The following is a 13,980-nucleotide window of genomic DNA, read 5'->3' as shown; positions in this document are numbered from 1 at the left end:
GGCTATTGTCTGATCAGGCTCACGGACGCCCAGTGTGAAACATCGGATCGGCTCACTCGTCCTTGCCCGGCTGGCCATCGCGCTGGTCACTGCGATCATTGTTTCATTTGCCGTGTTCTTCGCCACCGCGATGCTGCCGGGCGACACCGCGACCATCCTGCTCGGCCAGGCCGCGACCCCGGAAGCGGTCGAGGGCCTGCGCAAGGCGATGCATCTCGACGATCCCGCGATCTTCCGCTTCCTGCGCTGGCTCGCCGGCGTGGTGCATGGGGATCTCGGCGTCTCCTATGCCAACAACATGCCGGTCGCGAAGCTGATCTCTGGGCGGCTCGTCAACACCCTCAAGCTGGCCGGCCTCACCGCCGTCATTTCGGTGCCGCTCGCGCTGACGCTCGGCATCACCGCGGCGATGCTGCGTGACACGCTGTATGATCGCTGCCTCACTATCGCTGTCATCGGCGTGGTCTCGGTTCCGGAGTTCATGATCGCGACGCTCGCCGTGCTGCTGTTTGCGGTCTATCTCAACTGGCTGCCGGCGGTGTCGTTCACCAGCGAGATCCGCACCGCCTATGATTTCGCGCGCGCCTATGCGATGCCGGTCGTGACGCTCACCGTGGTGATCTCGGCACAGATGATCCGGATGAGCCGGGCGGCGGTGATCGAGACCCTGAATACGCCCTATGTCGAGATGGCGCTGCTGAAGGGCGCCTCGCGCGGCCGGCTCGTGCTGCACCACGCCCTGCCCAATGCGCTCGGGCCGATCGTGAATGCGGTGGCACTGTCATTGTCCTATCTCCTGGGTGGAGTCATCATCGTCGAGACCATCTTCAACTATCCCGGCATCGCCAAGCTGATGGTCGACGCGGTCTCGACGCGCGATTTGCCGCTGATCCAGAGCTGCGCCATCATCTTCTGCTTCGGTTATCTCCTCCTGACCACCACGGCCGACATCATCGCCATCCTGTCCAATCCGAGGCTGCGATGACGAGCGCCGTGACATCCACCCCGCGCAGGCCGCGTTTCGGCTACCGCATCAATGCGGTCGGCGTCGCCGGGGCGCTGATCGTGGCATTCTGGATCGTGGTGGCGTTCGCGGCGCCTGCGATCATCCCGCACCCGATCGGCGACATCGTCGACACCGACTATTTCGGCCCCATGAGCCGGGAGCTGTGGCTCGGCTCCGATTATCTCGGGCGCGACATGACCTCGCGCATCCTGATGGGGGCCCGCTATACGCTCGGCATCTCCGTTGCGGCGGTGATCATCGCCGGTGTGTCGGGCGTGACGCTCGGGATGATCGCCGCGATCACCGGCGGCGCCGTCGATATGGTGCTGAGCCGCTTCCTCGATGCGCTGAACTCGATCCCGAGCAAGCTGTTCAGCCTCGTCGTCGTCGCCGCCGTGGGCTCGTCGATTCCCGTCCTGATCGTGACGATGGCGGTGATCTACATTCCCGGCGCCTACCGCTTCGCGCGTGCCCTTGCGGTCAACATCAACACCATGGATTTCGTCGTCGTGGCCCGCATCCGCGGCGAGAGCCTGTTCTATCTGATCCGCGCGGAGATCCTGCCCAACATCATCGGGCCCGTCATGGTCGATCTGGGCTTGCGTTTCGTCTTCATCGTGCTGCTGCTGTCGGGGCTGTCCTTCCTCGGCCTGGGGGTGAAGCCGCCCTATGCCGATTGGGGCGCACTGGTGCGCGAGAACATCGGCGGTCTTCCCTATGCCGCGCCGGCCGTGATCGTCCCGTCGCTCGCGATTGCGAGCCTGACCATCGCGGTCAATCTGCTGATCGACAATCTCCCGACCAAGATCCGCGACCGGGAGGCGTCCTAGATGGGGAGCCTCGTACAGATCCGCGATCTCGTCGTGGAGGCGACCACCGATTCCGGCCGCACCATCGAGATCATCAAGGGCGTCGGTCTCGACATTGCCGAGGGCGAGATCGTCGCGCTGATCGGCGAGAGCGGCTCCGGCAAGACCACGATTGCGATGACCCTGATGGGCTATGCGCGCGCCGGTTGCAAGATCGTCGGCGGCTCGGTCGTGGTCGACGGCGTCGACATGGTGACGCTTCCGGAGAAGGGCAGGGCCGCGGTACGCGGCGCCACGATCGCCTATGTGCCGCAGAGCGCTGCCGCGGCGTTCAATCCGGCGATCCGGATCATGGACCAGGTCATCGAGGTCGTGCGTATCCACGGCGTGATGCCGATCGAGGAGGCGCGCGCCAAGGCGGTCTCGCTGTTCCGCGCGCTGTCGCTGCCCAGCCCGGACAGCATCGGCGATCGTTATCCGCACCAGGTGTCCGGCGGCCAGTTGCAGCGGCTCGCCGCCGCCATGGCGCTGATCGCCAGCCCGAAGGTGCTGATCTTCGACGAGCCGACGACGGCGCTCGACGTCACCACTCAGGTCGAGGTGCTCCGCGCGTTCAAGTCGGTCATCTCGGCGAACCGCATCGCCGGCATCTACGTGTCGCATGATCTCGCGGTCGTCGCCCAGATCGCCGACCGCATCGTGGTGCTGAGAAACGGCGAGGTGCAGGAGACCGGCACGACCGCCGACATTCTCGCGCGCGCGCAACATCCCTACACGCAGCAACTGCTGGCCGCCGTGGCGCCACATCATGGATCTCGACCCGAAACATCCGCCACGACGGCCGAGGCGCTGCTCGAGGTCCACGAGGTGTCGGTCGGCTACGGTCCGCTGCGCTCGGATGGCAGGCCCGCGATCTTGGCGGTCGAGAATGTCAGCCTGCGGGTCGTGCGCGGACGCAATCTCGGCATCATCGGCGAATCCGGCTGCGGCAAGTCGACGCTCGCGCGGGCCATTGCCGGCATTCTGCCTCCGTTCGCCGGCGGGGTCGTGTTCGACGGGCGCGAGCTCGGGCGTAGCGCGCGAAGCCGCAGCCCGGACCAGTTGCGCCAGGTCCAGATCGTGTTCCAGCATGCCGACACCGCGCTCAATCCGGCGCAGACGGTCGAGGACATTCTGGGCCGTCCGTTGAGGTTCTATCACGGCATGGCGGGCAAGCAGCGCAGCGCGCGCATCGATCAGCTGCTCGACATGGTGAAGCTGCCGCGCGCCCTGCGGCTGCGCCGTCCGGCCGAGCTCTCCGGCGGACAGAAGCAGCGCGTCAACTTCGCGCGGGCGCTTGCCGCCGATCCCAAGCTGATCGTCTGCGACGAGATCACCTCGGCGCTCGACACCGTGGTGGCCGCGGCGGTCATCGATCTCCTGAAGGAGCTGCAGCGCGAGCTGGATCTCGCTTACGTCTTCATCAGCCACGATCTGTCGGTGGTCGAGGCAATCTGCGACGACATCGTCGTGATGTATCGCGGCCGCAAGATCGAGCAGATCACGCCTGAAGCCATGGCGAGGCCGGGCCATCCCTACACGCAGCTGCTGCTGTCGTCGGTGCCGAAGCTCGATCCGGCGTGGCTCGACAATCTGCGCCAGGATCCCGAGCAGGTCCGCGAATATTGCCAGCGCTGAGCGCGCAGTGCGCGCTACACCTGAAACAGGCTGGTGAGCGGCAAATAGGGCTTGACGATCGGCGACTTCAGAACGACGAAGCTGAAATATTTCTCGATGCCGATGTCCATGTCGGTCAGCCGCTCCATGATGGTCTGGTACTCGCCGATCCCGGCGGTGACGAACTTCATCATGTAGTCGTAGCCGCCGGAGACGAGATGGCACTCGATCACCTGGTCGATCTTCTCGACCGCGGCGAGGAAGCGGGCGAAGTCGATCTGGCGGTGGTTCTTCAGCGTGACCTCGGTGAACACGGTGAGCGTCTGGCCGAGCTTGGAGACGCAGATCTGCGCCGAATAGCCCTCGATATAGCCCTCGGCCTGTAGCTTCTTCACCCGCATCAGGCACGGGCTCGGCGACAGGTTGACCAGCTCGGCGAGCTCGACATTGGTGACCCGGCCGTTCTTCTGCAACTCGTGCAGGATCTTGATGTCGATGCGATCGAGCTTCATGCAGCGAAGGTCCGTGTGATGACGCGTCCTGGTCCATTACAGCAGAAAATTCTGTGCTTGGGCCATCGGAAGTTTCGTAAAGCAAGAATGAGGCCGCGTCGTCCGGATTATACGATGCAAAACAATACGCCGCTGGCGTGGGCGGCAGCAGAATCAAATGCCGTCCGGCTGTCGAATCCGGATTCTCCCGTGCCGGATACCGCTTTAATTTGATGCGGCTGAAAGCCGGAGAGACACCATGCCCGCACCCCTGGTGCACGTCGAAACGTCGCCAACGCTGCCCGAGCGTGCAGATGCTGTGGTCATCGGCGGCGGCATCGTCGGCGTGTTCGCGGCCTACTATCTGGCGCGGCGCGGGCTTGCGGTGGCGTTGATCGAGAAGGGACGGATCGGTGCCGAGCAGTCCAGCCGCAACTGGGGCTGGTGCCGGCAGCAGAACCGCGATGCCCGTGAGCTGCCGATGGCGACGCTGAGCCTCGATCTGTGGGAGCGCTTTGCCGGCGACAGCGGCGAGGCGACGGGCTTCTCGCGCTGCGGGCTGTTCTATCTCAGCAATGACGAGGCCGAGCTCGCCGGCTGGGCGCGCTGGGGCGAGTTTGCCAAGACGGCCGGCGTGACCACGCACATGCTGGACGGCCGTCAGGCCAGCGAGCGCGGCGCGGCCACCGGGCGACGCTGGAAGGGCGGCGTATTCTCGCCGACCGACGGCACCGCCAGCCCCGCCGATGCGGCGCCTGCGGTGGCGCGCGCGATCCTGAAGCAGGGCGGCACGGTGCATCAGATGTGCGCCGTGCGCGGTGTCGAGAGCCGCGGCGGCCGGCTCTCCGCCGTCGTCACCGAGCGAGGCACCGTTCGCACGTCGCTTGCTGTGCTCTCGGCTGGCGCCTGGACATCGTCGTTCTGCCATCAGCTCGGAGTCGCCCTCCCGATCGCCTCCATCCGCTCCTCGGCGCTCGCGCTGTCGCCATCCGCAGAGCAGCTGCCGCCGGCGCTGCACACCGCCGCGGTCTCGATCACGCGACGCGGCGACGGCGGGCATACGCTCGCCATCAGCGGCCGTGGCCGCGTCGATCCGACCCTGCAGCAGCTGCGCTTCGCGCCGCATTTCCTGCCGATGTTCGCCAAGCGCTGGCGCAACCTTCTCCCCGGCGGCCTCGAAGGCCTGCGCTCCGGCCATGAGACGCTCGGCCGCTGGCGGCTCGATGAGCCGACGCCGATGGAGCACATGCGCATCCTCGATCCCGCGCCGGATCAGGCGACCATCCGCCTCACGCATGCGCGCGCGCTGGAGCTGCTGCCGGCATTGAAGCAGAGCCTGGTCACGGCGACGTGGGCGGGCTACATCGACTCCACGCCGGACGGCGTGCCCGTCATCGGCGAACTCGCCGCGCTGCCCGGCCTGATCGTCGCCGCCGGCTTCAGCGGACACGGCTTTGGCATCGGCCCCGGCGCCGGCCATCTCATCGCCGATCTCGTCACCGCCGCCACGCCGATCGTCGATCCCAAGCCTTATGCACCCGAGCGCTTCGCGCGTCCCGGGGCAACGAAGGTCGCGGATTTCTGAGGGCCCATACGCGACGTCCATCGCTTCTCGAATTCGCCGACACGCTCGCATTGCCGAGATCTGTTTGGACATCGGTCAAAATGCCATCCGTCAGGCCATGATGGTCCGGCCTCGCGACGCCTGATGCGTCCGAGCTGTGCGATCGTTCCACCCTCTGCGAACAGAGGGCGCAGGGAATGCCGGGCGCTGGCCGCACCCATGGCCCGCCAGCGAAAGAAAATGCTGGCGGCAGGTACCACAGGTTCAGCCGAGACATCCCGGCATTCCCCGCGCGATGGTTTTAGCGGCTTATACGTCCTCTCCCCGGGGACCGGCTGTCTTGCCCCCGTCACCCGCGCAACGCCGAAGCGTTGCCGCGTGCTTGGCCTCAGCGTCGGGAGGCCAGGACCCTACGATTTCGCCGGCGCATCGGGCTCGTTCGTCCGCATGACAGGTCACGCTGCGATCCAATGCACCCACCGCATCCCGCACCCACGTTTCGTGACGACCGCGAAGCGCCCCTCTGCGGGACGGGATGCACCTAGACAACCATGACTTTCGAAAAAACGAAAGAGGAATATTTTTTGCGAGAGGACTGGACAGGGGTGATGGGCTTGAGGCGGTGAGAGAAATCAGATTTTTGGCGTAGGGGGGCCGGACGTCTTGTCGTCAGCCGCGCGCCTGGCCTGCGCTTGTCTCGATGCGTATGTCCGGTCAAGCCCAGCAAACGAACGTCTTTGGCGCCGACTGAAAGGTCCGAGTAGGGCGAATCGCGGACGTGACGAAGCAGCCCGATCAAGCCACGAATGATCCGAGCCGACTTTCATGCAGTGAGGTTGCGGGTCTCCCTCAATACCAATGCGCCTCTTCGCTCGAATGGTCCTCGATACAAAAACGCGGGCTACCCTGCCTTTCAGTGGAGGCGACGATGTGCTGCATATCGGCCCATGTCACCGCATCACCGCCAATGATCGCTGTGTCGGGCCGAAATGTGATCCAAGTCGTCCCGAGCGGCTGGCAGCAGGTCGTAGCTTTGAGAAGCGCAACCACTGTGCCCCTCGAGAACACGATGCGATATCGGCGATCGTCGTGCATGGTTGAGACGACCAGCCGCTCCGATAAGGCATTCAGAATCGCACCGAAGAAGAAGCGGCCGAGCGGCGGCGCACCAGCGGCAACATTCATAAAGAGGTAATAGAGAGCTGGATGCGAGACGCCTTCGTCGCTCAAGGGTTCGATAGGGAGCGGGACTCCGTCCCAGGCAACGGTGATTACGGACCCGCTCCATAATAGGACGCGGATTTCTTGGGGGGCGGGCGCGTCATTTGCGATGGCATCGACGAGCACTTCCAGTAAACGACAGGAAGGCGATCGGCCGGACGTCGCTCCGATGTACATCGTCGGCCTCCTCTGAATCGGTTCGAGTCCTTCAATGATTGTGAGGCCGTCCTGCGACTTGTACATGCATGCTTCCCCTACCGGATCGCCGTAAGTCAGACGAATTAACGGGCTATTCCCCTGTTCATATCACGCCTCGCTATGATGTCGCCTCTGGGCTGAATGCAGGCGCTGCAAACTTGTTCGCAAAGTCTGCCTTGGGTCATGATAGCGACCTGTCGTCGAGCCATTCGTACCGATCGCGGGAGACTTTCGCGTCGAAGTCGGGTGTCGCGACCAATAGGGCGATTCGAGGCTGACCCCCGTGTCCCGGGTGGCCCATTCAGCCTGGTCGGTCCGGCGATTTCGTTCGGCCATGAAACGCCCTTGTGCGAAGGCGTTAGCCGCAGGTCGCGGCGCAACGTTGCATATGACGGCCGCGGGCGAGATGGGCCAGTCGATGTAGTCGCCTGCCGTCGCTGCCGTGCGTGTCAAAAGCGATTTTCATTCAGATGACGCAAGGGCGGCAGGCGGCCGGACCCTGCGGCGCGTGAGCTGGGTCCTGGCGGCGGGGTCACACCTTCTGGCGGCCGTAGATCAGCAGCATCAGGATGATGACCGCGCCATAGATCAGCTGACGGCCGGCTTCGCTGATCTGCATCACCGAGAGGATGGACTGCAACAGCGTGATCAGGATGACGCCGGCGATCGTCCCGAGATAGCTGCCGCGGCCGCCGAGGATGTGGGTGCCGCCGAGCACGACGGCGGCGATCGACGGCAGCAGATAGGCGTCGCCCATCGACTGCGCCGCCTTGGAGGCGTAGCCCGCGAGCAGCACGCCGCCGAAGGCGGACAGGGCGCCCGACAGAGCGAAGGCCAGCATCGTGACGCGGCGCGTGTCGATGCCGGAGAGATAGGCGGCGCGCTCGCGATTGCCGATGGCGTAGATCGCACGGCCGAAGGTCGTGCGCGACAGCAGCCAGATCGCCGCGCCGCCGATGATCGCCCAGACCAGCACCGCGTTGGGAAGCCCGGGGACGACATTGCCGGTCGCCAGATAGCGCATCGCCTTGGAGGCGGAATCCTGCGGCGCGAAGCCGCCGGTGTAGGCGACCATCAGGCCCTGCGCGACCGCGTTGGTCGCGAGCGTGATGATCATCGAGGGAATGCGCAGGTAGGCGACCCCGATGCCGTTCAAGAGACCGATCGCGGCGCCACAGAGAATGCCGCAGGGGATTGCAAGAATGGCGCCGGTGGTCCCGTGCGCGGCCGCCGCACAGGCCATCATTGCGCCTGACGTCACCACCCACGGCACCGACAGGTCGATCTGGCCGAGCAGGATGACCAGCATCATGCCGGTCGCGATCACGCCCAGGAAGCTCGCGACCTTCAGCTGCTGCAGCAGATAGTCCGGCGACAGGAAGCTGCGCGAATACAGACTGCCCACCAGCAGCAACAGCAGGATGCAGCCGAACGAGGCCGCCACCGCCGGATCGATCCGGCGCAGCATGGCAACCCCGCGTTGGGCCGGTTGTGACGCCGTCGCCTCGCTCATCCGAACCACTCCAGCCGGTTGCGCACGCGAAGCAGGCCGAACGCCCCGATCGAGACCGCAAGCATCAGCACGATCCCCTGGAACAGCGGCTGCCACAGCGGATCGAAATCGAACACGAACAGGAGATCGCCGATGGTGCGGAATGCAAGTGCGCCGAAGATCGCGCCGATCGCGCTGCCGCGTCCGCCCATCAGCGAGACGCCGCCGAGCACCACGGCCGCGATCGAGAACAGCGTATAGGCGTTGCCGCTCGCATAGGCGGCCTCGCCCGTATAGGAGAAGAAGGTGAGGAACAGGCCGCCGATCGCCGACAGCAGGCCGGCCAGGCTGTAGGCGGCGAACTTGGCGGCGCGGATCGGCGCGCCGGACATGTAGGCGGCGACCTCCGAGGAGCCGGTCGCGAATGCGGCGCGGCCGATGACCGAGCGGCTGTAGGGCACCCAGATCAGCAGCGCCGCCGCGGCCAGCGCGACGAGGCTGGTCGGCAGGACGCCGAACAGGCGTCCCGTCAGCGCATCGGCCAGCGTCTCGTTGACTGAGCCGCCGGGATTGGGCCGCAGCATCAGCGCGACGCCGTAATACATCGCGCCTGTCGCGATCGTGGTGACGATCGGCTGCAGCCGGCCGAAGATCACGATCGCGCCGTTGATCATGCCGCAGAGGAGGCCCGTGCCGAGCACGCCGGCGACGCCGAGCGCCGTCTCGGTGGCGGTGCCGACCACGATCCAGGACGCGAGGCAGTTGGTGAGCGTCAGGATCATGCCAACGGACAGATCGATGCCGGCGGTGATCACCACGATCGCCTGGGCCATGGCGACGAAGGCCAGCAAGGTCGCCTTGTTGGACGCGGTTTGCACCATGTTGGCACTGAAGCCGGCTGGATGGTTGGTGGCATAGATCAGGAACATCGCGACGAAGATGCCGATCGCCAGCAAGGTGCCGCGCTGCTCGGCGAGCCAGTACCGCCACTCGGTCATTGCGCGCTCGCTTCCGCTCGTTCGCCGTCGTCGACGTTGAGCGCGCTGCTGACCAGCGCGCGCTCGGTGATCTCGGCGCCTGCGAGCTCGCGCCTGATGGCGCCATCATACATCACGAGAACGCGGTCGCAGCAGCCGATCAGCTCGTCATAGTCGGTCGAATAGAGCAGGATCGCGGCGCCTTCGTCGGCGAGGCGGCGCAGCAGCCGGTAGATCTCCTGCTTGGTGCCGACGTCGATGCCGCGCGTCGGATCGTTGAGCAGGATGATGCGCGGCTTGTTCATCAGCCATTTCGCGATCACGACCTTCTGCTGGTTGCCGCCCGACAGCGCACTGACGGGAAGATCGGGGGAGGCGGTCTTGATCTCGATGAGGCGGATCATCTCGTCGATCAGCGCGGATTGCTGCTGCCGGTCGATGATGCCGAACTGCGCGAAGCGGTCGAACGCGGCGGCCGACAGATTGTCGCGCACCGACATCGGTAGCATCAATCCCTCGGTCTTGCGATCCTCCGGGATCAGAGCGAGGCCGATGCGATCGGACTTGGCGGCGACGGGGCTGTCGATCACGACCTTGTCGCCATCGATGAGAATGTCGCCACTGACATCGCTGAGCACGCCGAACAGCGCCAGCAGCAGCTCGCGCTGGCCCTGGCCGTCGAGTCCGCCGAGCCCAATGATTTCGCGGGCATGCAGCGAGAATGAGATGTCCCTCAGCCGATCGCCCCAGCCGAGCTTCCTGCATTGCAGGGGCGGCGGCCGGCCGTCGGGCGCGCGGACCGGCTTGTCGGGAAAGGCATGCTTGTATTCACGGCCGATCATCAGCTCGATCACTTCGGCATCCGTCCTGGTGCCGGCAGCAAAGGTCGAGATCCTCCGGCCATTGCGGAACACGCTGCAGTCGTCGGCCAGCTCGGCGATCTCGTGCATGCGATGGGAGATGTAGAGCAGGGCCAGTCCCTCGCTGCGCAGGCGCTTCAGCACCTCGAACACCTTGGTGACGTCGGAGGCCGTCAGCGCCGACGTCGCCTCGTCGAGGATCAGGATCTTCGGCCGGCGCGACAGCGCCTTGGCGATCTCGACCATCTGCCGGCGCGACAGCGGCAGGTCCTTCACCAGTGCGCGCGGATGAATGTCGCCGGCGCCGGCTCGCTCCAGCGCTTCTTCGGCGATGCGGCGCTGGGCCTGCCGGTCGATCAGGCCGAGCCGCGTCGGCGGACGGGAGATCATGATGTTGTCGGCCACCGACAGATCAGGGATCAGCGACAGCTCCTGGAAGATGCACACCACGCCGGCATCGTTCGCGGCAGACGGATTGCTGAACGCGACCTCGCGTCCCCCAAGCATCATGCGGCCTTCATCCGGCGCGACGACGCCGACCATGAGCTTAATCAGCGTCGACTTGCCGGCGCCGTTCTCGCCGAGGATGGCGTGGATGCGGCCGGGGTGAACCTCGAGGTCCGCCCGGTCGAGAGCAATGACGCCGCCATAGCGCTTGGACAATCCTTCCGCGCGAAACAGCGGCTCGGCCGCGCTCATGCTCGCTTTCCTCGATCCTCGGCAATAAAGACGGGCTGGCCGCAAGCGGGCTCGCGACCAGCGATCACATCCGGGGCTATTGATTGTCCTTCGACTGGCCCATGATCTCCTGCGCCGTGAAGTTGATGCCGCAGGTCGGGAAGGAGTTGCCGACGAAGAAATTGTCGGACTGCGACGGGAAGTAGTCGACGTCCTTCTTGAAGTTCGGATCCTCGACGACGGCGAGCGGCAGCTTGACCGACTGCGGCACGACCTTGCCTTCCAGTGCGGCGAGCGCGACCTTGATGGCGACCGCGACCTGCGCAGGCCCGGTGCCGGCGGACGAGCATTTCAGGCCTTCCGACGCCTTGGCTGCGCAGAACTTGCGGAAGCCGTTCTCGGTCTCGCCGCCGAACGGCACCATCTTGTGCTTGGCGTCGAGCATCGCCTGCACGATGCCGGTATCGCCGCCCTGGCCGGAGATCGCGTCGAACGGGCCGTTGGTTGCGATCGCATCTGCCGTGGCCTTCTGCGCGACGCCGTCATCCCATTTGCCGACGACCTCGGTGATCTGCCACTTCTTGCCGGAGCTATTGAGTACGGAGTGCAAGCCGTTGTGCCGGTCGGTGTCGACCGACGTGCCGGCGACACCACGCACCTCGAGCACCTTGCCGCCATCGGGCACGTTCTTGACCAGCCATCGCGCCCAGAGCTCGCCGAGGCCCTTCTGATCGACATTGACGTTGATCGCGTCCTCCGTCGCCAGGATGTTGTCGAACGCGACCAGGATCACGCCGGCCTGCTTGGCGCGCTTGATCACCGGGCCGAAGGCGGTCGGGTTCTGCGCGTTGACGACGATGGCGTCATAGCCGGAATCGATGAAGTTGTTGATCGCCGAGATCTGCGCCGGCACGTCCTCGCCCGTCGAGACGACCTTGAATTCCTTCAGCTTCGCCTTGACCTCGGGCTGCGCCGCATAGGCCTTCGCGGTCTGGATCATCTGGATGCGCCAGGTGTTGGCGATGTAGCCATTCGCAAGCGCGATGCGATAGGGGCCTTTCTTGGCCGGGAATTTGAAGAACTTGGTATCCGCGGTCCAGGGCACCATGCATTCGGGCTCGGCCGCCGGACCCTTGACCATCTCCGGCTCTGCCAGCGCCTTGCCGGCGAACGCCGACAGCAGCACCAGTGATGCACACGTGGCAAGGCATCGCGCCCTGATCGACTTGGACGACATTCGTGACCTCCCCTGTTTTGCAGCGCCAATCATCGACGCATTTGCGAGACGCCTCACTTGTGTGCGGAGGTTGTTCGAGCTTCGCTCGTCATCTCGACGAGCGCAGCGTTACTGACCAATGACAGCGCTGTCAATTAGCGCCCGCCGGCTTCTGAAACGCTGCCGGGTTCGGAGCGCACTGCACAATCGCACTATATACAATGTGTCGACTGCGCTGAACGACGGCCGTGTTGCGGCATGACGAATGGCAGCGCTATCAGCAGGACGCCGCGATTTCTGCGTCGCACCAAGGAAAATGAGACTGCCCGTCAAGGTGGCCGCTCGGCACCCCATCCGAGGCCACGCGCCGTCAGCTAGCCTCCGCAGGTGATGGGGGCTCACCGCTTCCTGCCAGAACTTGGTGAGACCTGCTGCCAACACGGCCAGCAACGACTGGCCGGCACATTCGTGTGCTCCAGCAATGGGCAACAAGGGAGGGAGTTCGATGCACATGCGACGCGTAGGGTTCGCCGTGGTCACGGCGCTTTTGCTGTCCAGTACGGCGTACGCTCAGGACAAGATCAAGGTCGGCGTCACTGCGACGCTCGAGGGCACCTATACGGTGCTCGGCGAGGACGGTATGCGCGGCCATGTCACCGCGCTCAACGTGCTCGGCAAGAAGATCGGCGACAAGGAGCTGGAATTCGTCGTCGCATCGACCGATGCCACGCCCGACTCGGCCGTACGCGCCGTGCGCAAGCTGATCGAGCAGGACAAGGTGCAGATCCTGCTGTCGCCGCTCTCGGGTGACGAGGGCATCGCGGTCAAGAACTTCGCCAAGACGCATCCCGAGCTGACCTTCGTCAATGCCGCCTCCGGCGCGCAGGAGACGACCTACGTCGACCCGGCGCCGAACTTCTTCCGCTTCAACATGGATGGCGCGCAGTGGCAGGTCGGCCTTGGCAAATACGCCTACGAGACCAAGGGGTACCGCAAGATCGCAACCGTCGGCGAGGACTACTCCTTCATCTATACCCAGGTGTTCGGCCTGGCCTTGGAGTTCTGCGGCCTCGGCGGCAAGATTTCCAGCCGGCAATGGGTGCCGCTCGGCACCAAGGACTTCGCGTCCGTGATCGCGGCGCTGCCCGATGACGTCGACGCGATCTATCTCGGCCTGGGCGGCGCCGACGCCGTCAATTTCCTCAACCAGTACCAGCAGGCCGGCGGCAAGGCGCATCTGATGGGCGGCTCGATCATGATCGACCAGACCATCCTGTCGTCGAAAGGCAATGCCAAGAACGCGCTCGTCGGCACTATCGCGGCGTCGGGCCAGGCCGATACGTGGGAGGATCCGCGCTGGCAGAAATTCGTCAAGGCCTATCAGGACTCGTTCCCGCCGGAGAAGCGCTTCCCGAGCCCATCGCTGCTCGCCACCAACTACTACGGCTCGACGATGGCCCTGATCCTGGCGCTGCGTGAGGTCAATGGCGATCTGTCGAACAACCAGGCCAAACTGAAGGCGGCGCTGGCCAAGATCGAGATCGATGCGCCCAACGGCAAGATCAAGCTCGACTCCAACCGCCAGGCGATCGGTACCAACTTCGTGACCGAGGTGGTGGATGACGGCAAGGGCGCCCTGTTCAGCAAGGTCGTGAAGGTGATCCCCGACGTCAACCAGACGCTGGGCTATGACGCGGCGACCTTCGCCAAGATCGGCCTGCCGAGCCGGACCGTGCCTGAATGTAAGAAGTACTGACCAATTATGGTCAGCAGCCAACGCGGCCGGAGCCCGCTCCGGCCGCGTCGTCGCGT

The 13,980-nt window shown here is 65.0% G+C and carries 11 protein-coding genes; 5 read left to right on the top strand and 6 right to left on the bottom strand.

Annotation, left to right across the window (positions count from 1 at the left end; translation table 11 throughout):
- Nucleotides 1-34 precede the first annotated feature (34 nt).
- From QX108_RS07955 to QX108_RS07945, 3 genes are read left to right on the top strand one after another with little or no spacing between them, the layout of a single operon-like run.
- Entirely contained in the window at nucleotides 35-985 is a 951-nt protein-coding gene (locus QX108_RS07955) for an ABC transporter permease (RefSeq protein ID WP_315779946.1), read from the top strand.
- Complete coding sequence (locus QX108_RS07950) at nucleotides 982-1,836, top strand: ABC transporter permease (RefSeq protein WP_315720853.1); 855 nt, start codon at nucleotides 982-984, stop codon at nucleotides 1,834-1,836. Before QX108_RS07955 ends, QX108_RS07950 begins: the two co-directional genes overlap by 4 nt.
- The gene (locus tag QX108_RS07945) at nucleotides 1,837-3,492 is read left to right on the top strand and encodes an ABC transporter ATP-binding protein (RefSeq protein WP_315779949.1); all 1,656 of its coding nucleotides are present in this window, start codon (nucleotides 1,837-1,839) and stop codon (nucleotides 3,490-3,492) included.
- A 14-nt stretch (nucleotides 3,493-3,506) separates the two neighbouring features.
- On the opposite strand, the gene QX108_RS07940 is transcribed toward QX108_RS07945, so the two are convergent.
- Complete coding sequence (locus tag QX108_RS07940) at nucleotides 3,507-3,983, bottom strand: Lrp/AsnC family transcriptional regulator (RefSeq protein ID WP_172134578.1); 477 nt, start codon at nucleotides 3,981-3,983, stop codon at nucleotides 3,507-3,509.
- A 238-nt stretch (nucleotides 3,984-4,221) separates the two neighbouring features.
- Here QX108_RS07940 and QX108_RS07935 point away from each other — a divergent pair, with 238 nt between their 5' ends.
- Nucleotides 4,222-5,547, top strand: coding sequence for an FAD-binding oxidoreductase (locus tag QX108_RS07935; RefSeq protein ID WP_315779951.1), 1,326 nt, complete (start codon nucleotides 4,222-4,224; stop codon nucleotides 5,545-5,547).
- An 828-nt stretch (nucleotides 5,548-6,375) separates the two neighbouring features.
- Here QX108_RS07935 and QX108_RS07930 read toward each other — a convergent pair.
- From QX108_RS07930 to QX108_RS07910, 5 genes are all read right to left on the bottom strand, one after another.
- A complete protein-coding gene (locus QX108_RS07930) occupies nucleotides 6,376-6,990 on the bottom strand; it encodes a hypothetical protein (RefSeq protein ID WP_315779953.1) in 615 nt (204 codons plus the stop codon).
- A gap of 487 nt (nucleotides 6,991-7,477) precedes the next feature.
- Entirely contained in the window at nucleotides 7,478-8,458 is a 981-nt protein-coding gene (locus QX108_RS07925) for an ABC transporter permease (RefSeq protein WP_315779955.1), read from the bottom strand.
- On the bottom strand, nucleotides 8,455-9,435 hold the full coding sequence (locus QX108_RS07920; RefSeq protein ID WP_172113359.1) for an ABC transporter permease: 981 nt from the start codon (nucleotides 9,433-9,435) through the stop codon (nucleotides 8,455-8,457). The genes QX108_RS07925 and QX108_RS07920 overlap by 4 nt, the downstream gene beginning before the upstream one ends.
- Complete coding sequence (locus QX108_RS07915; protein WP_315779957.1) at nucleotides 9,432-10,973, bottom strand: sugar ABC transporter ATP-binding protein; 1,542 nt, start codon at nucleotides 10,971-10,973, stop codon at nucleotides 9,432-9,434. Before QX108_RS07915 ends, QX108_RS07920 begins: the two co-directional genes overlap by 4 nt.
- A 76-nt stretch (nucleotides 10,974-11,049) precedes the next feature.
- The gene (locus tag QX108_RS07910) at nucleotides 11,050-12,189 is read right to left on the bottom strand and encodes a sugar ABC transporter substrate-binding protein (RefSeq protein WP_315779959.1); all 1,140 of its coding nucleotides are present in this window, start codon (nucleotides 12,187-12,189) and stop codon (nucleotides 11,050-11,052) included.
- A 484-nt stretch (nucleotides 12,190-12,673) separates the two neighbouring features.
- Between QX108_RS07910 and QX108_RS07905 the strand changes: the two genes are divergently transcribed.
- Nucleotides 12,674-13,924 carry an ABC transporter substrate-binding protein gene (locus tag QX108_RS07905; protein ID WP_172113363.1) on the top strand — a complete coding sequence of 417 codons (1,251 nt, stop codon included), beginning with the start codon at nucleotides 12,674-12,676 and terminating at the stop codon, nucleotides 13,922-13,924.
- Nucleotides 13,925-13,980 lie beyond the last annotated feature (56 nt).

This window comes from Bradyrhizobium sp. SZCCHNR1002 (assembly GCF_032381435.1).
Lineage (GTDB): Bacteria > Pseudomonadota > Alphaproteobacteria > Rhizobiales > Xanthobacteraceae > Bradyrhizobium > Bradyrhizobium aeschynomenes.
The sequence above is the reverse complement of the archived record's forward strand: the minus strand, read 5'-3'. Positions and strand labels throughout refer to the sequence as shown.